The organism is Gimesia benthica (genome assembly GCF_009720525.1).
In the GTDB taxonomy this organism is placed as follows: domain Bacteria; phylum Planctomycetota; class Planctomycetia; order Planctomycetales; family Planctomycetaceae; genus Gimesia; species Gimesia benthica.
Window position 1 is genome coordinate 4,093,810 of record NZ_CP043930.1, and the last position, 23,199, is coordinate 4,117,008.

A 23,199-nucleotide genomic window follows, 5' to 3' on the forward strand; every position below is an offset into this window, starting at 1 on the left:
GAGGCTCTATGTTTCGCGGATCTTTGATCTTCACCAATTTTGCACTCAAGAAAGATGTACAACTCAGGAAAATACATCTATTTCGATTTGCGAGCATTGGTCTCGTATTTATCCTTTTTTTTTCTTCGTGGCTCAGCAGTGCACGCATTGGTTCTCCGGGGCTTGATTTTTTTACAAAAATTGTCTGGCTCAATTTCTGGCTCGTGACTCTTGCTGGAATTGGGATTTTTTCTACCGCGATTACTGAAGAAAAAGAAGAAGAAACACTTCCCTTGCTCAAGCTGGCTGGCATTAGTTCTCTGGGATTACTCCTGGGAAAATCGACTGTCAGAGCAGTCCGTATCATTTTACTGATCCTGGCACAGTTGCCGTTTCTGATTCTGGCCGTCGCACTGGGAGGAATTACCCCCCTTCAGATATTTGCAACACTTTTGGCGATGGTGGCATATGTCATACTGATTTCAAATCTGGCACTACTTTGTTCTGTATATGCCAGACGTTCGGGGACTGCGATTGCCCTCGTAATGATCCTGCTTTTTTTTCTGTTCGTGCTACCAATACTGCTTTCAGAAACGTTTGCAGATCTGCAATCTCGTGGATTGATTGATTCTCAGGGGTTTATCGCTCAAGGGGTTGAGTTGATTCATCACCTGAGTCAGCAGATTTCCGTTATTGAACGTTTTCAAACAATACTGCAGGTGGGATTTAAAGAGTCGGTTCTCAGCATGCAGGTTGTAAGTAATATTATGATAGGTGTTGTCGCTTTTTTTGCTGCCTGGGCCTGTTTTGAACCCTGGTCCCTTCGTACTGATGCAGGAAGGGTTAGCAATCCAAAGCCAAGTCTGAAAACGCGTCTTCGTAACAGTCGTCCCGGGCAGATGGCATTTGTGTGGAAAGAGTTTCAGTTTAATTCTGGAGGCAAGCAGGCATTTATTCTCAAACTGGTTATCTATCCTCTACTGGTTGTGCTCATCACAGCGGGAGGGATGTTTCTGGATGGTTTTTCTTCCGTATCATTTATCTCGTCATACAGTTGGCGAGGAATGATGAGTACATCGCTGTTGTTACTTAGTGCAGGGTTTATAGTCGAAAGTACTCTATACGTTTCGCAGATGTTTCGAGATGAGCATAGACAAAAGATGCTGCCATTAATGCTTTTACTTCCACATTCTCTCTCGAGGATTATTTATGAAAAAACTGTGGGGCTAAGTCTGGCACTCATTCCAGTTGCCAGTGGGATCCTTCTGATTGTAATACTGGCACCTGACAGTCTACTGGAAATGGTTGACATCAGCTGGCAGATTTACATCCCACTGATCATGGTCCAATATGTCGTCTTTTTACATCTGCTGGCTTACTATTCCCTGGTAGTGCGCTGGGGCGCGCTGGCGATTGCAATTGGTAGCTTGATCCTACTGCAGGCCTGTCTGACACCGTTTTTGCAGATAATGTATTTTTTCTTTCATTTCTCAATCGGCGCAAACGGTATTATCATGCCAGCGTTTTATCTGAGTCTGATCAGTTGTGTTGTCTTGCAGTTCCTGATTTCAGGTAAACTGCGTCAGATCGCAGCAGAGGAGTAAAAACTAGTTGGCCATTGGTCAATTGCGAGTAAAAACCTGCTTTAGATGATGACCAGCCAACTGTACGGCTTCATACGCACGGTCGAAGACATCAGAACGCCGGAAAAATCCATGGATCATATCTTCAAAATTGATATGGGTCACATCGACTCCCGAGGTCTGCATTTGTTCGACGTACTGTACCACTTCTGTGTAGAGAGGATCGTATCCCGCAGTAATCACCAGGGCCTCGGGAAGTCCCGTCAACTCTTTACAACGCAATGGAGAAGCATAGATTTCTCGACCCGATGATTCGTCTGGCAGATATTGGTCCCAAAACCACTGCATTGCTTTTCTGGTCAGGAAATAATTTGTCGCATATTTATGATAGGACTCAGTTTCAAAGAAATAATTCGTTACTGGATAAACCAGCATCTGGTAATTTAAGCTGATGTTCTCTGCTTCCCTGGCTTTGAGGGCCACCGCTGTGGCGAGATTCCCGCCGGCACTATCACCTCCAATCGCAATTCGACTACGATCGAGATGTAAAGTATCTGCCTGATCTGTAATCCAATGTGTCGCTGTAAAAGCATCCTGAAAGGGAATAGGGTACGGGTATTCCGGAGCCATCCGGTAATCAACAGAGATCACTTTACAACCAGCGTTTCCAGCCAGATCCTGGCATAGACCGTCGTAGGCATCGAGGGTTCCCATGACCCAGCCCCCGCCGTGAAAATATATCAGTGCGGGCCACTTGTCGGGGGGAGTAGCATCAGAGGTAATTGCAGGAGTATATATCCGAGCTTCGATCCGGGAGTCATCGACGGGAATAAAAATACTTTCAATCTGAGCAGCTGGTAAATGGGGTTCAGGTGATGGAGTTAATGTTGAGCGTATGAACTCCGGAGTCATTTCTTCAAACGGAGGTAAATCTATCTGAGCAATTTCATCTAGGTAACGTGCAACCTGGGGATGGACTGGCATTAGATCTTCCTGAAATTGATGGCAGTTAGAGGCGGTGCAACTCAATAAATGCTATATATAGTCAGAATATAGTGCGGACTGATTATAGCGAATAGGCCGATTGGGCTGCCATGGATTGCTGAATAGATAAAAAAATAAAAGCCCCTTTCCAAAGGTGAGTTTGTTTGTGACCTATTGTTATTACAGAGAAGCCCGTATCTATATCTAATTCTCCTCAATGCAGCAGGCTCATGCTCTCGCTGATATCCGCTGTACCAACAGGTAAGTCTAGTTATGTCCCCACAACCGATTCGTGTTTTAATCGTAGATGATTCAGCTGTCATTCGCGGCCTGATTTCCAAGTCTCTTGAGCAAGAGCCCGAAATCATCGTTGCTGGTACTGCGATGAACGGGGAACGGGCTTTGAGTTGGATGCGTACGAATCCTGTGGATGTCGTGATCCTCGATGTTGAGATGCCTGTCATGGATGGATTGACGGCATTACAGAGAATTCAGTGTGACTTTCCGGATGTTCCTGTGATCATGGCCAGTGGTCTGACCAGTCAGGGGGCGAAAACTACGGTCAAAGCGCTTTCACTGGGCGCTGTAGGATGTGTTGCAAAACCGCAGACGGCAAGTGCAGCGGAAAGTATTCGAGTACTCTCTCGCGAATTGGTCATGATGATCAAGGCGGTAGCTGGCAAACGCAGTTCCACAACTCAGACTGTCACTCCTTCTTCTTCTGTGCGAACCGAGGCCCCTGCTGCTTCTCCCGCTTCAACACCGTTGTTTAAGAGAAATATCAAGTTTTACAAGCAACCAGAGGTGCTCGTGATTGGGACCAGCACTGGTGGGCCTAAGGCTCTGGCTGAATTAATGCCACAGATACCAGTTGATTTCCCGATGCCGATTCTGATCGTACAGCACATGCCTCCCGGGTTTACAGAAATTCTGGCTTCTCACATTCAGAAGGATAGCGGGCGAATCACTGTAGAAGCAAAGCACGATCAACCATTGGAGTCGAATAAGACATACGTTGCCCCTGGAGGCAGTCATATGCTTATAGGTGAAAAGAATGGTCAGAAAGTAACTTTGATCAATCAGGCGCCTCCAGAGCATTTCTGTCGTCCCTCAGTCAATCCTTTATTCCGAACAGCTGCAGAACACTATGGAAGTGCCACACTGGCTGTGATGCTGACAGGTATGGGTGAAGATGGAATCGAGGGAAGTCACGAGGTTGCTCGTGTCGGCGGGACAATCATCGCTCAGGACGAAGCTTCCAGTGTTGTCTGGGGTATGCCTGCCGCTGTCGTCATGGCAGGACTGGCAGACAAGGTATTGCCCCTCTCAGAGATTGCCGCAGAAATCAAATCTCACTGCCTGGTCCGTGCCTGAGCTGAGCCTGATTGAAAGGCTTCCAGCCACCTGGTGAAATATCGCCATAATCGGTATCTTTGCGACGATCCGTCCATCGTGGAGAATCACTTTAACAGTCGATTTTCAAATATGGTTGCGGATTTGATCAGGTAGGTTTCGATAACTAAAAATGACCTGATATAGGCTATAACCAACTTTAGTGCTAGCCGGTTATTATCAGATTCACGACTAGTTTACCAACCATGAGACAGCATCCCTGATCTTATCTGATTACTGATGAAACAGGTAGCGGTCTGGTTCTCAGAATTCACTCTTGCCGAACTGAACCAGCTGTAACTTGATCGTTGCAGATTTCATTTTTAATTCAGATTTTGTTGATCGCCAGTATCGTTCACCCCCCTCTGAACGGTGCTGGCGTTTTTTATTGATTGGTTCATCTCTTCTATATTGCACTTCAGTTTGAATGGCTCGCTTTGCTCAAAGCTGACTGACTTGTCTGGTAGAAACCTGTTGCGCCTCCCTATAACTGTCATCCTCGTTGAATTCCTCACTCTCCGAATCCTCTGACTCACATTCTTACAATCTCTTGAGTAATAGTGTTTCTTTGATGACCGGTTTTTATTTAGAAGATACATTTTTAAGGAGGTGAATGCCCCAGTTTCAGGGCGGTGAATCTACTCTTCTCCGGTAATGACCACAGGCAGCTGACGCAACAGCGCTTCATCTGCAGCTTCTCCATCGAAAACTGAACCAGCGCTGTCTGAATCTAATGCACACTTATAAGCCATTAACTCGGGTCTCTGCCAAGCTGCGAAAGTGGTCAATCTCTGATCGCCTCAAGTGCGCGTTTGGACTACTGGTGCTGGTTCAGGTAGTCAGTGGAGCCGTGACTCTATATCAGCTATCCAACATCAATCATGACATTTCTCAACTGGTGACCGTAGAAGAGCCTCTCGAAGCTTCAATTCTGGAGATGGAAATCGAAGCAGGCAAGATGGCGCGGGCGGTGCTCGACTATGTCCGTGATAGAGACAAAGAGCATCTAGAGAAACTGATCCTTGCCAGGGACCACTTTCAGGAGAATTACCGTCGCTATCAGAAACTGGCACTATCCGATCTGGGGTCGGATCTAAACAGGCGGATCGAATCAGATTATGCGGAATACAATCGCATGTCCGCTGAACTTGTAAGGCTGGTAGACAAACGGGATGCATCCTTGCACGTCTTCGTAAATTATGTCAAGCAGATCGATCAATTAATTGGAAAAGAGCACAGAGAGGCGGATCGGATTCCCTCTGAAGCAGAGCTGATAAAAGCAGATGCATCTCATAACATGGAGAAGTATCTCAATATTACGTTTGGCTCAATTGAAGAATATATCGTTCAGCGAAATCAGAATTTGCTGATGAGGATCTTTGATGCAGAACGTAAATTCCGGATGTTCGAAGCACAATATCTGCTCTCAATCTCCAACCAGTTGGAATTACAGCGAATGAACGAAATTGATTCGCTGTTTGAAAAGGCAACGACATATGGCAATCAGATCGTAAATGTAACAGATGATATTGATCACCAGTTGGCAGGTTATGAACAGAAGCTGGAGACGATCAATGAGTTGTTGCACAATCAGATCCATCCGCTGATTCACGCAAATACTGTTAAAGCAACTTATCACGCAGATGCTTCTATCCACTCAGCGATACTCGTCATCAGCATCCTCGCGTTTATTGGGACAATTTTTGCCTTATTCTCAGTATGGATAATTTCTCGAGGAATTGTATCTCCCATCTTAGAGCTCTCCCGAAGTGCGGAAAAAATCGCAGCAGGTGACGTGGACCATCGCATCCAAGTGGAATCACAAGATGAAGTCGGACGTCTGGCCAATACCTTTAATCACATGGTAGAAGATCTGGTCATTGCACAACAGGAAGCAGAGAACGCCAGTAAGATTAAGACCGCATTCCTCGCAAATATGAGTCATGAGATTCGGACTCCCATGACAGCTATTTTGGGATTTGCAGAGATAATGCGGCAGCGTAATCAGGATTCGGAGACATTACGTCATCTAGATACCATTAAAAAGAATGGCGAGTACCTGTTGGAATTGATAAATGACATTCTGGATGTTTCCAAAATTGAAGCAGATAAACTGGACGTCGAAGCAATCGAGTGTTCATTGACAGAGCTGGTGGATGATGTCAAAACTCTGATGGAAATCCGGGCCATCGACAAAGGACTTGATCTGAACATTCAAGTGGAAGGTCAGGTTCCCAACTGGATTGAAAGTGATCCGGTTCGACTACGACAGATTCTGATTAATCTCTTAAGTAACGCCATTAAATTCACCAGAGAAGGCAGTGTTCAGCTGGTACTGAGAGCGGTCGCCCTTGATTCAAACGAGCAAGGCCTGCAATTCGATGTAATAGATACGGGCATCGGGATGACAGAGACTCAGCTCTCGCGGTTGTTTCAACCTTTTGTGCAGGCAGACTGTTCAACCACTCGTAAATTCGGAGGGACGGGACTCGGATTGACGATCTGTAAACGACTGACTTATATTCTGGGGGGCGAAATTTCGGTGTCGAGCGAATACGGTAAGGGAACCATATTTACTGTGACAATAAAGGCCGGAAATCTACAGTCTGAAGAATATGTAGATCAGACTACATTCGCACGTCAGGGAAAACAGAACGTTCTCAGTCAGCCAGGATCAGCAGGCAGCGAAAGCTATCGAATTTTAGTCGCTGAAGACGGACCGGATAATCAGAGGTTGATTCGCTATTTTCTGCAAAAGGCTGGCCATGAAGTGACCCTGGCTGAAAATGGCCTCATTGCAGTCAGGCTTGCGCAGGAAGCACTAGAAAGAGGAAATGCATTTGATGTGATCCTGATGGATATGCAGATGCCCGAACTGGATGGTTACGGGGCGACGAAGCAGCTCAGGGCGTCTGGTTATCGACTTCCAATTATTGCTTTAACGGCCCATTCCATGTCTGGATCTCGGGAAGAATGCCTTGCAGCAGGTTGTGACAGTTTTGCTACGAAACCGATACAGTTGGAGCAATTGTCTTCAATCATGCGTGAGTGTGTAACTAACTCTCAGGAACAGGCTCAGTTGAATCTATAGTTCAGTATGCGGCCCGTTCCAGCCGATTATTGATTGTCCTGCCCAGTCCTCTCTCAGGCAATCTTAGTGCAACTATGCATTCGACTCCGGATTGATCCAGGTTTCTTAAGGCCGTAAAAAGATTTGCGGCTGCCATTTTTAAATCTCCCGTGGGAGATAAGATTTCCTGAGCAGCAAATTCTCGTCCAGCAAGAATTGTCTCAGAAAGTGGATAGAGGCTTAGGACGCCAATCGTCTCGATATCGGGAATTTGATCTAACTGGTCAATCAGATGCAACCGGGTTCCAGGGGCGTAATGGCGAGGAAGCATTCCCGGGCTGACCTGAGATTTTGTCTCTGCATAATCTTCGATTCTGGCAAGCCTCACTATTCCTGCACAGGCTTCGATGTCTTCCAGTGAAATTCCCCCAGGACGCAAAAGTACTATAGAATCCTCATTGCATTGGATGACAGTCGACTCAACGCCAACCTGGCAGGGGCCACCTTCCAAAATCATGGGAATTTCATCACCCAGTTGTTCTGCTACATGTTGAGCCTGAGTCGGGCTGAGACATCCAAACTTATTAGCGCTTGGAGCTGCAATCGGCAGGCCCGCGGCGTTGAGCAGTTCTCGAGCCACAGGATGTGCGGGGATGCGAATTGCGACGGAATCCAGACCTGAAGTGACCAGATCAGGGATTACAGACTGTTTCGGTAAGACCAGGGTTAAAGGTCCGGGCCAGAACCTCTCGGCGAGTCTTTGTGCTTGAGGCGATAAACCTGTGGTAAATTCAGCAAGTGAATCGATCTCTGCGACATGAACGATCAGGGGATCAAAATGAGGCCTTTGTTTGACTTCGAAAATTCGGGCGACGGCGTTCGGGTCTAGCGCATTCGCCCCGAGTCCATAGACGGTCTCTGTCGCGAAAGCGACCAGTTCACCGTTTCGGATCAGTTCTGCAGCTGCAGAAACATCCTGCGTGATTCTACATTTCATGACGAGAGTATATGCAGTTTTACTGCCTGGTTAAATTCGCGGTTGATAGGGGATTAATAGAAAAAGACCCTCGGATCATACTGTTCTCGACAGCCGGGGCAACCGAAACAGCCTGGGGCTGTCTGTCGATTCGAGTATTAAACGAGAGTCTGTATTTTATCAGGATAAAGTCCCAACGTGATTCATTACCCGCTTGAATTTATCCTGAAAACTGAAATCGTTGTGGACTGGCCTGACGATCTGCTGGAATATTGTTTACGAGTTCACCAGGACGCTGGCTCATAATGGTATTGATGCCAGCTCGTAAGTCCTGGTCAACGGGACCAATATTCTGCAGTTCTCGTTCAGACATGTTGACTGGGATATCGGGGGTCACACCCGCTCCTGCCATTTCTCTACCAGTTGGAGAGTAAAATTTCGCAGTCGTCAGCCAGAAAGTGCCGGAAACGGACTGCAGGGGGAAGTGAGTCTGAACTGTTCCCTTCCCATAAGTCTTTCGACCGACAATCAATCCGCGGCGGTTTTCCTGGACTGCTGCTGCAAAGATTTCACTGGCACTGGCACTGTCGCCATCAACCAGGACAACCAGAGGCATCTTCCAGGTCTGATCATGAGTTGCTGTTTCAACAGTGTTGTCACTCTGGTATCTACCACGAGTCGAAACAATTTTCCCACTGGGCACGAAGCGGTTGGAGACACTGATCGCCTCAGTCAATAATCCTCCCGGGTTGCCCCGCAGGTCAAAAATCAGTGATTGCATACCCTGCTGGTGCAGTTTCCACAACGCCTGGTCCAGTTCCTGAGAAGTCCCTTCGCCGAATTTCTCCAGGCGGATCAAACCGATTTTCTGTTGGGAATCTACCATTTTTACTTCACTGATATTGGTGATACGAATCGCCTGACGCTTCAGGTTGACCCGAGCCGTTCGGCTTTCACGACGGACTTCCAGAGCGACGCTCGAACCTGCAGGACCGGTGATCAGATTGGCGACTTCGTCCAGGGAAAGACCGGCGAGACGTCTCTGGTTGACACCGACGATAACATCACCACGCTGGAGTCCAGCCTGTGCTGCAGAGCCGCCATTCAAGGTTCGGAGGATAACTGCTCCGTCATCATGGGTTTTCAGTTGTACGCCAACACCGACAATATTATTTCCTCCCGCGTTAACACGTGGACCAGATGTAGTGGGAGTAAACTCAAACCGCGAGTGCTTATCCAGGGCTTCCAGTGAGCCGTACGCAAATTCGTAAATGACTCCTGTAGCTGGCATCTGTAACTGGCTCCCTGCGATATCTGCAGCCTGACGCAGTACAGTTACTGCATCCTGAGCAGATCGTGCAGGATTTTGAACCATCAGCTGTTGCCAGCGATTCTGGGCCATGCGGATCTGGTCCGGAGAAGCAGACACGCGATTGGTCCTCAGGAAGTTCTGATTTTCAACAGCGAAGATCAGGTTCTGTAACGATTTTTTAGTACGCACATCATAAGAAGGAGGTTGAACATGACGTGAGTCGATCATTCGGTTTACTTCCAGATAGAAGGAGTAAGCCCGTTGGGGATCCAGAGTCTGTAACGTCCCTACAACTGACTGGCTGTTATAGCGTTGCGAAATCTTTGCTCTCAGTTCCTGGTTTGGATCCAGTGGGACCTGTTCAGGAAACCGGGTGTCGTATCGTTCCCGGTCATATTGAGGGAGCGATTTCTGCTGTAATTCTCGAATCAGTTCCCGTAATCGCTGGCTATCATAATCAGACTGAAACGAGTCGCGTGTTCGGCGATCTGGAACAGAATAATTTTGTTCGGGATACTGGTCACGCATCCGGTTTCGAGTTCGGTCATTGAGGTATTCCTCTCCCGAAAGCAACTGTTTTAATCTGACATCATAATCATCCATGCTCAATTCATTGGAGACTGGACGAAATCTCCGATGTCGTTGAGCAGGTTGATAGTCTGAGTCTGATCGATGACGCGGAATAGGCGCGAAATCTGAATTTGAAGGGCTTCGATAGCGGTAATCCTCTTCATGATCAAGAGACAGGTCGTAATTACTGCGATAATCGTTCCCCTGGTATGGAGTGTATTCTGCGGCGTGAGAGAAGGTAGCACATCCTGACAGAAAAACTGCTGTCAGCAGAATTACCATTCCCCAGACCACAAGCCGAGCGGAATTAACAGTTTCAGTTTGATTATATTTGCATTGTGATCGATTCATGATCCCCTCCGATTTCAGTCGTCTGGCGACTTTGAAGCCCGGCCTATCAACTTCCTCTATGATGGCTTAACGGAATAAAAATATGAAAATTAACAGCTCACCTAATGTGTGCCGTTCCACTCTTGCCTTTTCAGGCACATTGAGCATTTAAACCCTGGTTGACATTTTCTGAATTCATGGCACTCAGGTGCTCTGGTGAATTCTCGGTCTCCAGTAATTCACCCCGAATGACGCGAACGTTCCCGGGAGCTTCAATTCCGATTTTGATTGCCCCTTTGCCGGTCTTCAAAATCTTGATGACAATGTCTTCACCAATCTGAATTACTTCATCTCGTTTTCTGGTTAATACCAACATCGAAATTCTCCTGTTCTGATGAAACATCATGTAGATACAAAGATCAGAATGATGTCATGTTGTTGATTTAAAGTGGCTGGTTATACTCTTTAGCATTCAGCGTGCCAATCAATAGTGCGACATGTTTATATGTTTGTAACGCGCTGAAATATAGCGGTTTATCGAATGTGATAAAAAACATGCTTCAATAATACTGACTGTGTGCCAGTGTAATATTGACAACAACAGAATATACGGTCCCAAAGTTACAAAGGATCAAACTATGGAGCGTCCATTTTATGATTACATGAAACTGGTTTTGCAAGCCTCTATATTCAGCAAACAGGACGCAGGTGGGAGACTTTGCGTTGTTTTCCCAGTCTTACAGTTGGGCTGGCATGAGAGATGATGGTGAGCCATTTTTGATAACAGTCAGAAGACGGGGAACTAAACGCTGGTGGACTCAAAGCATGGTCTTGACGTAATTTCCAAAACCAGTAAACTTCGCCGCCTGATCAGTCTGGTTCAGTCGTCGAGGCCGAAATGAAAATTTCAGGCTACCTCTCATCAGCAGTTCGTCCTATCTGGAGTTAAGCTGCCAATCTGAACGGGCCCACTGGGTTCAGATGTTGTCATCGGTGAAACTGACTGAGTCTGATCAAGCGATTGTCATGGAAGGCACATGTTTACCAAGCCAAAGAATTCACGAGAAAGGATTGTGTGAATGTATTCCCGCTACCACCACACTACTAATCACCACAAGAAACGTAAGGACATGTTGTCTTTTGGACCTCGCGTTCTGTTAATGCTGGTCCTCTCCGGTTTCGTCGTAACCGGTTCTTATTCGAGTGCATTTGCACAATCACCGAATGACGACAACAGCAAGCTGGTCAATGACCTGCTCCGCTTGCTGGAAAAATCTGAACTCGCAACTCGAGATCGAGAGTACAAGCCGTCTGGTCTCGATATGCCTCCTGCTCCGCAACTGAATCTCTCTCGTGTGAACATCAATGAAGTCAGAGATACTCTGAATCAGTTTGCGAGAGATTCTTCAGATCTGGCCATACAACTGAACCGTGTGATGTATCAGGTGCCAGGAGTAAGAGAATATGTTGCCGATGTTTTGAAAGTACGGGCACGTGCTTCCATTCTGGCAGATCGCGTTCGTCGGACAAATGATTTAAACCAGATTGCAGCTGAATATGGTGAGATCGATCAACTCTGGAGGGTTGTCTCCCTGCAACTGGATCAGGTACGTGGCCTGGATCGTCAGTCGCGTAATCTGATTGCCAGTATGAATGCTGCCGAACGAAAACTGGGCGACCTGCTACAGACTGGACCACAGCTCAAACGGACAGATCTCCTGCGTCAGACCTCTGCTTTGAGTAATGCACTCGCCATCTTGATTCAAGATGTAGAGTTCGAGCTGTCTCGCGAACCGCAACGCCTCGAACTGGTAAGGCAGGGGCAGGAAATTGAACAGAGAATGATCCAGGTCACAAATCTAATCATTGATCGGCAGAGCTATGATTCCATCAAGCGGGAATATCTGGCATTCCGCGATGCGTGGAATACCTATGCCACTCGCCTGCGTTCGTACAATGATCGCATAATAAGTCGTGGTATTCAGCGAGTCATACAACAGGATCGTTCGATTCAGGAACTGCTCTGGTTACCACAGGATGGTGCCAATCTCCAGGAAGTAGCGCACTTGACAGAAGCGCTGAAACGCGATGTGGACGAATTCTATCGTCGTGCTACTCTGCGTTTGCTGATTAGCTTGCCTCCTGCTAATTATCTGGCTACTTCGGATGAATTCTATGGTACTGTTGAGAATCTGATCGACACAGTCAATCATAATGAATCGACGGCGAATCTGATTACTTCTTTCCAGTACATTGAGTCTTCCTGGAAAGATTTCTCCGCAATGTTCCATACTGTCGAAAGTCCTGCCGCGTTGCAGTTGCTTGATAAGGTGGATAACTCAATCAATGCTCTGAGGGTAGCACTGAGAATTGAAGCACCTTCCGACAGTATTGATATGGCCAAACTGGTTGTTGCTCTGGAAACCCAGAGTACTCAGTTGTCGCTCATCGCTGAGCAGTGGCTGGCAACCGAGTCTCCCTCTTTCAGGCAGGCAACACAGAATTCCATTCGAAATTTTTCAAACACGGCACATGAACTGCATCGCATCGTACTGATGCAGCCCGTTTCCATGAATCTGGTTCGATCCAAAAGTAACGAACTGTTCGAAAAATGGTTTCAGGTGCATGAGAAAATTTCGCGTTGCGAAACTCATGAAAAATATCAGTTGCAGGAAACAGCTGTCCGTATCACTCAGATGCTGATGGATCTGCGATATGCAACTAAATAAACTGAAGTAAGAGTTATGAATTTCAAAGCAGGGCCCTCATTCCATGGGGGCTCTGTTCTTGCGCATTGAAAGTTGCAGAATGGCATATAAGCAGGAATCCAGATGAGAGGGCTCGATCGATGAATTCGCCTCCCACACCAGAGGAACATCCCAGCGGTTCGCCCGGAAGTCAGGATGAAACTGACTGGGTAGACTCGATCGTTGCGTTCTTTGAAGCAATGCAGCGGTTCTTTCGGATTCGAGTTCTGGCTCTGCATCGTGATCGGAAAGATCGAATTGAAACACGGAGTACGGCATTGCTTCCCCTGGCAGGATTTACGCTGGGGTTGATAGTCATTGTATTGCTTGCTCTGCTACAGTTTCTCTGGCCACTGGAAGTTGCCGTACTACTGGTTGCTTCACTGGAGTTATTGTTTTTACGAACCTTTGTGCCAGAATCAATTCCCCAGTGTCGAGAACTTTTGAGTCAGCGTGGGAATTCTGGTTCAGCTGGTAATCTTTTCGTATTGACGATTGTGTTCATGCTGCTCCGTGTCAGCTTGTTTTATCAGCTCTATGCCGAATCCGAGTCGTTGCTTCCACCTTCGATTCTGATTCTGATCTCCATTTCACTGGGGACCTGGATTATTCCGTTTTCCATCAGTGTCGTGCAGGCTCAGGATGAAACCGCTCGGTGGGTGAACCCCAGATATCCGCTTTCTTTGAAACAGCTGGCTTATGGAAGCTGTTTTCTGATTGTTGTGATTATGGCTGGGAGTTGGTTTGCGTTGCGTGATCTGGCGCCAGCCCTGGTCGTATCCGGGCTGGTGATTTATTGGGTGATGCGAAAACTGGAAGATCATGATGCAACTGTGACCGACGTGCATCTGGAAGGACTGGCTTCATTGTTCCAGATTCTTTTTTTGCTTGCGAGTACGATCGATTTTTCATTTCTGAAAACGGTTTCTGAGTGACTTGGCAATCGATTGGAGTCAGGCACGTCGTCTGAATTCGGCCCGCATTAAGCCATGTGCAAACTGCGTCTGCTGAATGACTCGAAAACCATGCGCTTCCAAGAGCGGTGTGGGATCGATCAGGGCGGGGGCCTGAATGTTTGAGACCACTTTAAAGAAAAGATACATGGTTTTCAGCCAGAGAGTTGCACGTAGTTGTTGGAGCCTGCTACCTGCTACCTGAAAGTCTGCATATAACCAGATCGCATCATTGCAGCAGGAATCAGCGATTCTGGTAATGCTCTGACTAAGTGTCGGTTCGTTAAAGACATCGAGAAAGAAGTTCGTTACGACCAGATTATAGTGATCTTCTGGCATGTTTTCTTTGGAGAGATCACATTTATAAAAGCGAACGCGTGGTCGTGCCTCGGGAAACTGTTTGTTTATGCGAGCTTGAGCTAAATCCAGCATGACTTGACTGGAATCGATGTAATGCACTTGAGGGCAGTTTGTCTGTTTCAGGAATTCCAGGAGAAACCGGCCATCACCCTCACCGATCATTGCTACTTTTTCAACGTGGGATAACTCTGTTAAATACACGGTACGGCAAAGTTGCATCTGATTTCTAAATACAATCTTCTCCAATCGCTCAAAGTAGGGAGCGACCCGATTGAAATTCATGATACAATACTCAGGATTAACCAGGGAGTTAGTAGTGCCAGATCTGCTAAAACTGGTTTTAAGCGTAAACTGACAGTTCCGCGATCCAGTCCGATCAAGAGTAACGTGCTTAAGAGCAGGGATAGTTCGAACGCTGGTATCTGTTGCTTCCACATCATTAATACAGAAATGACTGACTGAAGAATGAGAAAGACAAACAGTAGATAATGAAACTGCTGTAGCCGTGCAGGACTGCTGGTAAAAAAGGTTACTTCCCGGGCGTCTAAATCGGAAGTAAACTCCCAGCGGGAGATGGCAAGGCAGTTCAAAGTGCAGATAGCAAAAAAACTGAAGCCGGTCCAGAATTGGTAAGGAGCCCAGGCTGGTTGTTGGACAACAATAAAAAAATGGGTTGCGATGGAAAAAAACATTCCAACCAGAAATTCTCTCGGCAGTAAACTTCTTGCCAGATGAGGGAAACAAAAGCAACTCGCGAAATACAATGCCAGTACTGATAACAGGCAAAAGCCCCACTTCAATTCTGTCGAGTTAATTGCCACCAGCAGGAAACAAACGGAAAACGTGGCTATAAGTAACCAGAGTCCAAGTAAAAGTATGAAATGCTGAGAGGTAAACCGGTGGCGCGGAGTATTTCTAATGCTCCCAGGGGTTCTCAGCGTGTCCAGCAGTCGATCTCCGGAATAGGCCAGCCAGGTGACACTAAATAATATGTAGTAGTGGGCTGGAATGACGGAGCAATTGTATATGCGAGAGAAGCACCAGAGCCAGGTAATGGCAACCAGGGGGGCATCCAGACTGAGGGAATTGATCAATAATAACGCCTTCTTGGGTAGATGGCGGATAGAACCAGTCAGAGATAATGTGTTTTGCCCCTCATATGTGAGCTCATCGGGGTGTGAGAATCTGTCCAGACTGGTTATTATTTTACTTAACATGTTACCTGAAAGTGATTTCTGGAAAACGTCGCTCCCATCTCGAGCAGTTCCTGTAAAAAATGACACGGAAACAGGAATAGGGGTATTAGAGTCAATCAAAACAGATGACCCAAGTGGTAGTATGTATTGAAGAATCAGAAGCTCTCTGAAAATTCACCTGTTGAAACAAATATAACTCTTCGCATAAAGTATTAAAGACCATATCCGTCTGAATTCCGGGGCGAGAATCCCTGTTTTCAGGGATCACACAGCTTCGAACAGGAACCTGAAGATGCCGCTAAAAACGGGGACCGTTGAAGAGCCCAAGCTCGATTTGACCCCCATGATTGACATTGTATTTTTGCTGATCATCTTCTTCATGGTCGGTACACAGTTCACTGAAATGGAGCGTCAGTATGACATTCAACTCCCTACAGTGACTGATGCGAAGCCACTGACCAACCTTCCGGATGATATCATAGTCAATGTAAGCCAGAATGGTGAAGTCACACTTCAGGGAGAAAAGAAGACGCTGACAGAACTGGAGACAGCCTTGAAAGAGGCCGTCAAGAATTTTCCTGGACAGTCTGTAGTCATCAGAGGGGATTCAACGGGGCCTTACCAGAATGTGATGAATGTTCTGGATGTCTGTCATCGAGTTAACATCCGGTCTGTCTCCTTAGCGAATAGATTGAGTGACGAATCCTCAAAATGAACGATCGACTGCATAACCTCATCGAAAGAATTCTGTCAGGACGTGCCATCACGTTTGAGCAGATTCTGTGGGGGATCCTTATCCTGGCAGCGTTATTTGCATCCATCCATCTGCTCTCAATGCTGGTGACGCGCTGGGGAGACAGTAATGCATCATCCAAGGCACTCTTGTTTTCGATAATCGTGCATTTGTCATTGTCCCTGGGGGTCGTCACGCTCTGGCCTGAACAGGCCCCCCAGTCCCTGAGTAAAGCAGAGTTGGCTGAGGAACGTGAGCGAAAAGAAAAAGATCAGCAGAAATTCACTCTTCAGGCTGAAAGTACGGAGACCAATAAAAACAAGGAGCCCGGGAACACTCCTGTCTGGGATCAGTTACAACAGCCTGAGAAACAGGAATTATCCCGTATCGAACTCACACGTCCCGAATTTGATCCTTTGATGGCACCACCTGAGAAAGAACTTCCCCAGGAAATCTCGGAAATGCCGATGCCTGATCTGATCTCGGAGGCCGATTTACCGATCACACCCGCCCGGGTAGAGCGAGAGAGCGTCAGCCAAAAGAAAATTCAGGCAGTCGCCCCCTTGGAGATCACTGACACAACAGCGGAATCCCGGGCAGAGGTCTCGGTACCTTCGACCTCCCGCGAACGGAGTAGAATGATCCGGATTGGTCAGACGAATCAGGATGTGAAACGTCAATCAGCGCCCGGGGCCGTAGATCGAATTCAGCCATCGTTCAGCAGCGAAAAACAGACGCTGGCCTTGAATTCGCAAGTTGATCCGCAATCGAAACTGGAACGGAATGCCAAAGATTCCATGGTTTCCCGCAGGACTGGACCTGCTCCGTCCAATCTGAAGATTGAACCAACGGGAGTAGAAACTGACTCAGCAAGTCAGACACAGGCGAATTCTGCACCGACCGAGCCAAGGTTTTCTCGTCGAAGAACCCGATCTACCCGTTCTGTATCGCAGGGGACTGTTAAACGCTCTTCACCTCAGGCTACAGCGGGTAAGGAAAACCCTGACGCACAGCGATTGATGGCTGAACGCAGTTCGTTGCCGCTGACAATTAACAGGCCGGGTTTACAACCGGATGCAATGCGTCCCAGTTTTGATGCGGTTTCAAATCGTACCAAAGCAAATATTCCTGCGACTTATCGATTGAGAAATCTTTCGAAACGCAAGGAAATCGCTCAACGCTTTGGTGGAACGGAAGAATCAGAACGTGCGGTGGAAGCGAGTTTGAAATGGCTGGCGACACATCAGGAACCAGCCGGATTCTGGGATGCAGATCGATTTGGCGCAGGTAAAGTGCGTATCGACGAACAGGGAATTGACCGTCGTAATGCAGGGATACAGGCCGATTCAGGGCTGACTGCACTCGCGATTCTGGCTTTTCTCGGGGCGGGCTACACCCAGGAAGAGGGAGATTATTCAGATAACCTCAAACGTGCGATTAGCTGGATGGTCGAGAATCAGCGGTCGAATGGTTTTCTGGGTGGAGAAGCGACACACTATGCACGCATGTATTCGCATGCGATGGCGACCTATGCTCTGGCCGAAGCTTATGGATTACAGTCGGATCCGCGGTCAAACCCTCAGCTGCGCGAAGCCGTGGGGCGGGCCGTTGCCTATATCGTAGAAAATCAGAACCCCTATGATGGAGGATGGCGCTATGTCAAAGGACAGAAAAGTGACATGAGCATGTTTGGCTGGCAACTGATGGCGCTCAAGAGTGCTGAAATTGCCGGTATCCCTATCCCTTCTGATACCAAACGGCTGATGGTGAAATTTTTAAAGGAACGCAGTCTCGGTAAGAATAATGGGTTGGCAACCTATCGATTAATGGAGCCTGCCACTCCGCCAACATCGGCGATGACTGCAGAATCCTTATTTTGCAAACAGATGCTGGGAATCAGGAGAGATAACCCAGCCTGTCGAGAAGCAATTCAGTTTATTTCAGATCGCCCTCCACGCCTCTCAGAATACAATCTGTACTATTGGTACTACGGCACTCTGGCGATGTATCAATACGGGGGAGCACCCTGGCGGGACTGGAATGAGGACTTACGAGATCTATTGATTTCAGAGCAGGTCACACGTGGAGAAAATGCAGGTAGCTGGGATCCACGCCCCCCTGGGGACCATATGGTGGACGGCTTTATTCCACGACCATCAGCACACTCTGTCTGGAAGTGTACTATCGATTTTTGCCTCTGTATCAGATGGGAGGCCGCTACGATGATGAACCATCTCAGGAATGAATTCGAATTTCCGAATGGCAGTGGTTGATTTCTATACCTGCATCTCTCATACAATGTGGTTAGGATCCCTGATCTTTTAGCGTGTGCTTTATGCACGCTTATCGGAAAAATCTACTAGAAAGACATCTCCATGAATGCTTCCCAGAAAGCATACGATCAATTAATCGCACGTCTCAAACAAGCGGCCCTGCTGAGTTCCTGTTCTGCAATTCTGGAATGGGATGAACAGACATATCTACCGGCAGATGGTGCGAGTCATCGAGCAGATCAGCTTTCCATGATGGCAGGAATGGTTCATCAGGAGGCTACCAGTCCGGAAACCGGGGACTTGCTGAACGAACTGGAAAGTGCTTCGGAGTGGGAAGAAGATTCGGTAGAGCAGGCCAACATTCGTGAGGCTCGACATGAATATGACCGAATGACAAAACTCCCCCGTCAACTTGTAGAAGAGTTGTCTCGGGTAGCGACTCTTTCACATCATGCGTGGGTAAAAGCCCGCAAGGAAAATCAGTTCAATGATTTCCTGCCCTGGCTCGAAAAGATGATTGGTCTCAAACGCGAACAGGCTGCCGCGCTCGGATCTGAAGGGCAGACTGCTTACGATGCTTTGTTGGACGAGTACGAACCCGGTGCGACTTCAGAAATGATCGAGCAGGCCTTTACCCCGTTGCGTAATGAACTGGTCAAACTTGTCTCTGCGATTAAAGAATCCGGAATTGTCCCCGATGTCTCCCTCCTGACCAGAAAATATCCTGTTGCAAAGCAGCGAGAGTTCAGTCTCTCCGCTGCTGAAAAGATTGGATTTGATTTTAATGCCGGCAGACTTGATATCGCGGCTCATCCTTTCTGCAGTGGAATTGGCCCGGGGGATTGCCGCCTGACGACACGCTATGATGAACACCACTTTCCGGGTGCTTTTTTTGGAACGTTGCACGAAGCAGGTCACGGTATTTATGAGCAGGGGTTACTCAAGGAATGCTTTGGCACTCCCGCCGGCAGTTCAACCTCATTGGGTATCCATGAATCTCAATCGCGGATGTGGGAGAACCTGGTGGGGAGAAGCCGTCCTTTTTGGAATTGTTTCTATCAGTCTGCACAACAGCAGTTCCCAGAAGCCTTGGCAGATGTTGCCCAGGATCACTTTTATCGGGCGATCAATGACGTACGTCCTTCGTATATTCGAGTAGAGGCAGATGAGGTGACCTACAATCTGCACATCATGCTGCGTTTCGAACTTGAGCAGGCGCTCATATCCGGAGACCTGCAACCTGCCGATGTTGAGGCAGCCTGGAATGAGAAATTTACGAGTTACTTTGGTATTACACCGGACACGCCTGCGAATGGCTGCCTGCAGGATGTGCACTGGAGTGCTGGTCTGATTGGTTACTTCCCGACATACGCCCTCGGAAACATGTATGCAGCTCACTTTTTCAATGCTGCAGACAGTGAACTGGGAGGCCTGGACAACCTCATTGCGCAGGGAGAATTCAGCCCGCTCAAGGAATGGTTGAATCAAAACATTCATCAGCATGGGAAACGCTATCGAGCGAATCGGTTACTGGAAGTGGTTACGGGAGAAACCCTTTCACACGTTCCGCTTGTCGATCAGTTGTATCGCAAATATGGCGAGCTCTACAACCTCTAAAATATCAAAGTAAAACGGCAGAGAGCAGGTATATGTCCAATTCCAGCGCTAAAAAAGATTTCCTGATTGCCCTGGCTCTGGTTGTCACCGGAGCTGTCATTTTTTCTTCCTGGTTCGCATTCCGTTTGCCGGAGTCAACCTTACCCGAAGGAGGAATGGCCCAGCTGAAGGTGGGAACCGAGGCCCCTCCCATTCAAGCAGCAGGCTGGGTGAATGGTGACCCTCATCAGGACGACTACCTCAAGGGGAAAGTGATTGTCGTTGATGCATGGGCGACCTGGTGTGGTCCCTGTCGAATGGCAGCACCGCATCTGGTGGAGGTGCATGAGAAATTCAAAGATCAAAATGTGGCGTTTGTCGGATTAACCTCCGATGGTGAAGATCTGCTTCCCGTAATTCAGGAGTGGCTGGACGAAACGGGAATCACGTGGCCCAATGGATACGGGGCAATCGATTCTCTGCTTGCATTCAAGGCAGAATTTATCCCACAGGTCTGGGTGATCGGTACGGACGGAAAAGTGGTCTGGAATGTTGACTCGGAGAGAACTGAATCTCTGGAAGAGGGAATCGCACGCGCTTTAAAACTGGCGCAACAGTGATGAATACGCCTCCCAGTCACGCGGGCTGATCGCTGAATCACCTCCAGGAAGGACAACAAAATGAGCCAGCAGAAGCTAGAGCAAAACGTAAATGGGATTCGCATGCAGGTTAGTATCGCCGGGGAAGGGCCCCCTCTGCTGCTGGTGCATGGATTTCCGTTAAGTCATCGAATGTGGCAGGCTCAGATTGCACATTTCCAGCAGCAGTATACTGTTATCGCTCCTGATCTGAGAGGTTTCGGCGGATCAGATGTCACGGTCGGAACCGTGAGTATGAAACAACACGCTGAAGATCTGAAGGAACTACTTGCGCAACTGGAAGTCGATGAGCCTGTGAATTTCTGTGGCCTTTCCATGGGAGGGTATATTGCCTGGGAGTTCTGGAGGCACTATCCGGAAAAACTGAAAACATTGATTCTCTGCGATACACGTTCCGATGTAGATACCGAAGAGGGGGTCAGCAATCGGTTAAAAATGGTCGATCTGGTGTTACGCCATGGCCCCGAAGCTGTCGCTTCAGCAATGATCCCTAATCTGTTGAGTAAGACATCACGAGACTTGTACCCGGAGATTGCACAGGATCTGATTGCAGAAATCGAAGCAGCAGATCCTGAAGGGATTGCTGCCAGCCAGCGAGGCATGGCGGAGCGTGATGATTTTCTGGGTGTACTTGATCAGATCCAGATTCCCGCATTACTCATCGTTGGCAGTGATGATGTCCTGACACCTCCGGATATCATGCAGGAAATGGCTGTAAGGCTCCCAGAGGCCAGCTGTCGTGAAATTCCTCGAGTGGGGCATATGGCCCCTCTGGAAGCGGCAGAAGAGGTCAATCAGGCGATGGAAGAATTCTTAGCTGTTGCCAGGTAGACTTCGATGTTGAGACATGCGATTATCTAGAAGTCTTCATGGCTGAGAGCCGGGATGGTCAGATTTGTTTTACTCAGAATATAAAGGGACCCACAATGGGTAAAAATCATTCTCAACGTTTTCTGGATATCGTGAATGATGCGAAATCAAGAGTGACCGAATGCACCGTGCAAGATGTGCAGACACGTAAGCAAGCGGGCGATGAGTTTCACCTCATTGATGTACGTGAAGATCATGAATTTCAGGCAGCACGCATTCCCGGCGCTATTCATCTCGGGAAGGGGATCATCGAACGCGATATCGAGCGGGCATTCCCTGATACCTCTACCACATTGATTTTGTACTGTGGTGGCGGCTTTCGCTCTGCTCTGGCTGCAGATAATCTGCAAAAGATGGGATACACTCAAGTGATCTCAATGGACGGTGGGTTCAGCGGATGGAAGAATGCTGGATATGAGATCGAGGCAGGTTCATAAAGAGAGTAGAAACCAGCATTGAAATAAAACAGAGCCCGTCACCAGTAAAGGTGACGGGCTCTGAATCTATACTGGTTTATGACTGGCTGCTGCCGTTAACCCAGCTCCCAGTTATAAGCGGAGAGCTGCATGAGCAGGAAAATAATTCCTGTCACTAAAGCGGCAAGGGAGACGAACAGTAAGCCGACATAAATGTTCGGGCCACCTGATTCTGCAGTGGCTGCTTTTCCTTTAGACTTAGAGCTTCGAGTTGACATGATCACCTTTCTCAATCACACCGTTCTTGGCGGCGTCTATCACAGTCCCGACTGCTGTATCAGGATCAACATATACTAATTCAATTTTACCCAGGTACTTGGGACGATTACCATTTTCCTTATTACCAAATCGATAGACATACAGTTGATGGCCTTTGCTGAGTCCGTCATCACTGCCTAGCGAAACTTCTACAAATCTGGTTCCGTTCCGTTTGTCTTTCTTGGTATTGATAATAACACCCTCGACAGCTGGAGGTGGCGCCTGCATGCCTGCAATCGCGGGGTCATTTGGATCAATGCCCAGGTTGGAGACAATTTTATTCAGATAATTCAGTTCTTCGAGAACCTTGTTATGTTTGGCAGTCAGAGTTTTTTCCTGAATACTCTTGGTGAAAATCGTATCTTCCAGGCTCTTGATGTTAGCCCGCAGGTCATTGATTGTGTCATGCAGGGTTTTGTTAACTACGCGCTGGCGATCTGATTCCTGACGACGAAAGTTCGCTTCTTCACCCGTAGTTTCAGCCTGGGCTACCGAAGTGTCTCTTTCAGCACGCACAGTCTCCAACTGATTCTGATAGGATTTATTCTGTGCTTTCAGAGCATCATTGGCGGCTTTAGCCGTTTGCGCCTGACTCAGGGCATCATTCATCTTCTGAGTCATTTCCGTTTTGTAATTGCTGTACTCGGACTCTAGCTCGTTCATGTTTTTCTGCATGCTGGCTACATTGTCCTTGAGCTTCAGGCTTTCGTTACGCCAGTTCGTCTGTGCTGTAAAGACTGCTCCGGCGAAACCCATAAAGCAGACGCTGAGGACAACTTGAACGACGACCAGTACCTTGCCGACAAACGACATCTAATCGCTCCTGATATTGATAAAAATTGAAGTTTGTATCTGGTGAAATCTGAAACCAGTCTGAGACTG

General features: G+C 47.7%; 19 protein-coding genes. 11 read left to right on the forward strand and 8 right to left on the reverse strand.

The window, feature by feature from the left end; all coding sequences use genetic code 11:
• The first annotated feature begins 8 nt into the window (after positions 1-8).
• On the forward strand, positions 9-1,583 hold the full coding sequence (locus F1728_RS15720; protein WP_155364921.1) for an ABC transporter permease: 1,575 nt from the start codon (positions 9-11) through the stop codon (positions 1,581-1,583).
• Positions 1,584-1,601: 18 nt separating this feature from the next.
• On the opposite strand, the gene F1728_RS15725 is transcribed toward F1728_RS15720, so the two are convergent.
• Complete coding sequence (locus tag F1728_RS15725; RefSeq protein WP_155364922.1) at positions 1,602-2,546, reverse strand: alpha/beta hydrolase; 945 nt, start codon at positions 2,544-2,546, stop codon at positions 1,602-1,604.
• A 273-nt stretch (positions 2,547-2,819) separates the two neighbouring features.
• Here F1728_RS15725 and F1728_RS15730 point away from each other — a divergent pair, with 273 nt between their 5' ends.
• Positions 2,820-3,920: a protein-glutamate methylesterase/protein-glutamine glutaminase gene (locus F1728_RS15730; protein WP_155364923.1), complete on the forward strand. Its 1,101-nt coding sequence runs from the start codon at positions 2,820-2,822 to the stop codon at positions 3,918-3,920.
• Positions 3,921-4,671: 751 nt separating this feature from the next.
• Positions 4,672-7,029, forward strand: coding sequence for an ATP-binding protein (locus tag F1728_RS15735; RefSeq protein ID WP_155364924.1), 2,358 nt, complete (start codon positions 4,672-4,674; stop codon positions 7,027-7,029).
• A 1-nt stretch (position 7,030) separates the two neighbouring features.
• Here the strand turns inward: F1728_RS15735 and F1728_RS15740 are convergent, their stop codons facing one another.
• From F1728_RS15740 to F1728_RS15750, 3 genes are all read right to left on the reverse strand, one after another.
• Positions 7,031-8,005 carry an L-threonylcarbamoyladenylate synthase gene (locus F1728_RS15740; RefSeq protein WP_155364925.1) on the reverse strand — a complete coding sequence of 325 codons (975 nt, stop codon included), beginning with the start codon at positions 8,003-8,005 and terminating at the stop codon, positions 7,031-7,033.
• A 199-nt stretch (positions 8,006-8,204) separates the two neighbouring features.
• Positions 8,205-9,899 carry a S41 family peptidase gene (locus F1728_RS15745; RefSeq protein ID WP_194242391.1) on the reverse strand — a complete coding sequence of 565 codons (1,695 nt, stop codon included), beginning with the start codon at positions 9,897-9,899 and terminating at the stop codon, positions 8,205-8,207.
• Positions 9,900-10,347: 448 nt separating this feature from the next.
• Complete coding sequence (locus F1728_RS15750) at positions 10,348-10,572, reverse strand: carbon storage regulator (RefSeq protein ID WP_155364927.1); 225 nt, start codon at positions 10,570-10,572, stop codon at positions 10,348-10,350.
• Positions 10,573-11,275: 703 nt separating this feature from the next.
• Here F1728_RS15750 and F1728_RS15755 point away from each other — a divergent pair.
• Positions 11,276-12,925 (forward strand): hypothetical protein, encoded by a 1,650-nt coding sequence (locus F1728_RS15755; protein ID WP_155364928.1) that lies wholly within the window; start codon positions 11,276-11,278, stop codon positions 12,923-12,925.
• Between the two features lie 119 nt (positions 12,926-13,044).
• A complete protein-coding gene (locus tag F1728_RS15760) occupies positions 13,045-13,878 on the forward strand; it encodes a hypothetical protein (RefSeq protein WP_155364929.1) in 834 nt (277 codons plus the stop codon).
• A gap of 18 nt (positions 13,879-13,896) precedes the next feature.
• Here F1728_RS15760 and F1728_RS31275 read toward each other — a convergent pair whose 3' ends face one another.
• On the reverse strand, positions 13,897-14,418 hold the full coding sequence (locus tag F1728_RS31275) for a class I SAM-dependent methyltransferase (protein ID WP_194242392.1): 522 nt from the start codon (positions 14,416-14,418) through the stop codon (positions 13,897-13,899).
• 116 nt (positions 14,419-14,534) lie between these two features.
• Positions 14,535-15,350, reverse strand: a complete 816-nt coding sequence (locus tag F1728_RS31280) for a hypothetical protein (protein ID WP_194242393.1) — start codon at positions 15,348-15,350, stop codon at positions 14,535-14,537.
• A gap of 394 nt (positions 15,351-15,744) precedes the next feature.
• Here F1728_RS31280 and F1728_RS15770 point away from each other — a divergent pair, with 394 nt between their 5' ends.
• The 6 genes from F1728_RS15770 to F1728_RS15795 all read left to right on the forward strand — a co-directional run bounded on the left by F1728_RS15770 (position 15,745) and on the right by F1728_RS15795 (position 22,020).
• Positions 15,745-16,167: an ExbD/TolR family protein gene (locus F1728_RS15770; RefSeq protein ID WP_145443172.1), complete on the forward strand. Its 423-nt coding sequence runs from the start codon at positions 15,745-15,747 to the stop codon at positions 16,165-16,167.
• The gene (locus tag F1728_RS15775; RefSeq protein ID WP_155364931.1) at positions 16,164-18,458 is read left to right on the forward strand and encodes a prenyltransferase/squalene oxidase repeat-containing protein; all 2,295 of its coding nucleotides are present in this window, start codon (positions 16,164-16,166) and stop codon (positions 18,456-18,458) included. The genes F1728_RS15770 and F1728_RS15775 overlap by 4 nt, the downstream gene beginning before the upstream one ends.
• 102 nt (positions 18,459-18,560) lie before the next feature.
• On the forward strand, positions 18,561-20,075 hold the full coding sequence (locus F1728_RS15780; RefSeq protein WP_155364932.1) for a carboxypeptidase M32: 1,515 nt from the start codon (positions 18,561-18,563) through the stop codon (positions 20,073-20,075).
• 32 nt (positions 20,076-20,107) lie between these two features.
• Positions 20,108-20,674 (forward strand): TlpA family protein disulfide reductase, encoded by a 567-nt coding sequence (locus tag F1728_RS15785; RefSeq protein ID WP_145045324.1) that lies wholly within the window; start codon positions 20,108-20,110, stop codon positions 20,672-20,674.
• Between the two features lie 60 nt (positions 20,675-20,734).
• On the forward strand, positions 20,735-21,544 hold the full coding sequence (locus F1728_RS15790) for an alpha/beta fold hydrolase (protein ID WP_155364933.1): 810 nt from the start codon (positions 20,735-20,737) through the stop codon (positions 21,542-21,544).
• A gap of 95 nt (positions 21,545-21,639) precedes the next feature.
• Entirely contained in the window at positions 21,640-22,020 is a 381-nt protein-coding gene (locus F1728_RS15795; RefSeq protein ID WP_145193965.1) for a rhodanese-like domain-containing protein, read from the forward strand.
• Between the two features lie 95 nt (positions 22,021-22,115).
• Here F1728_RS15795 and F1728_RS31285 read toward each other — a convergent pair whose 3' ends face one another.
• Complete coding sequence (locus F1728_RS31285; protein ID WP_187781897.1) at positions 22,116-22,277, reverse strand: hypothetical protein; 162 nt, start codon at positions 22,275-22,277, stop codon at positions 22,116-22,118.
• The gene (locus F1728_RS15800; protein WP_155364934.1) at positions 22,258-23,130 is read right to left on the reverse strand and encodes a hypothetical protein; all 873 of its coding nucleotides are present in this window, start codon (positions 23,128-23,130) and stop codon (positions 22,258-22,260) included. The genes F1728_RS31285 and F1728_RS15800 overlap by 20 nt, the downstream gene beginning before the upstream one ends.
• Positions 23,131-23,199: the final 69 nt, after the last annotated feature.

Coding starts and splice junctions, on each gene's coding strand:
- F1728_RS15775 (WP_155364931.1), top strand. CDS start 16,164: ATGAACGATCGACTGCATAACCTCATCGAAAGAATTCTGTCAGGACGT.
- F1728_RS15790 (WP_155364933.1), top strand. CDS start 20,735: ATGAGCCAGCAGAAGCTAGAGCAAAACGTAAATGGGATTCGCATGCAG.
- F1728_RS15785 (WP_145045324.1), top strand. CDS start 20,108: ATGTCCAATTCCAGCGCTAAAAAAGATTTCCTGATTGCCCTGGCTCTG.
- F1728_RS15720 (WP_155364921.1), top strand. CDS start 9: ATGTTTCGCGGATCTTTGATCTTCACCAATTTTGCACTCAAGAAAGAT.
- F1728_RS15780 (WP_155364932.1), top strand. CDS start 18,561: ATGAATGCTTCCCAGAAAGCATACGATCAATTAATCGCACGTCTCAAA.
- F1728_RS15770 (WP_145443172.1), top strand. CDS start 15,745: ATGCCGCTAAAAACGGGGACCGTTGAAGAGCCCAAGCTCGATTTGACC.
- F1728_RS15795 (WP_145193965.1), top strand. CDS start 21,640: ATGGGTAAAAATCATTCTCAACGTTTTCTGGATATCGTGAATGATGCG.
- F1728_RS15725 (WP_155364922.1), bottom strand. CDS start 2,546: ATGCCAGTCCATCCCCAGGTTGCACGTTACCTAGATGAAATTGCTCAG.
- F1728_RS31275 (WP_194242392.1), bottom strand. CDS start 14,418: ATGATCGGTGAGGGTGATGGCCGGTTTCTCCTGGAATTCCTGAAACAG.
- F1728_RS15760 (WP_155364929.1), top strand. CDS start 13,045: ATGAATTCGCCTCCCACACCAGAGGAACATCCCAGCGGTTCGCCCGGA.
- F1728_RS31285 (WP_187781897.1), bottom strand. CDS start 22,277: ATGTCAACTCGAAGCTCTAAGTCTAAAGGAAAAGCAGCCACTGCAGAA.
- F1728_RS15740 (WP_155364925.1), bottom strand. CDS start 8,005: ATGAAATGTAGAATCACGCAGGATGTTTCTGCAGCTGCAGAACTGATC.
- F1728_RS15800 (WP_155364934.1), bottom strand. CDS start 23,130: ATGTCGTTTGTCGGCAAGGTACTGGTCGTCGTTCAAGTTGTCCTCAGC.
- F1728_RS15735 (WP_155364924.1), top strand. CDS start 4,672: ATGCACACTTATAAGCCATTAACTCGGGTCTCTGCCAAGCTGCGAAAG.
- F1728_RS15755 (WP_155364928.1), top strand. CDS start 11,276: ATGTATTCCCGCTACCACCACACTACTAATCACCACAAGAAACGTAAG.
- F1728_RS15745 (WP_194242391.1), bottom strand. CDS start 9,899: ATGGATGATTATGATGTCAGATTAAAACAGTTGCTTTCGGGAGAGGAA.
- F1728_RS15750 (WP_155364927.1), bottom strand. CDS start 10,572: ATGTTGGTATTAACCAGAAAACGAGATGAAGTAATTCAGATTGGTGAA.
- F1728_RS15730 (WP_155364923.1), top strand. CDS start 2,820: ATGTCCCCACAACCGATTCGTGTTTTAATCGTAGATGATTCAGCTGTC.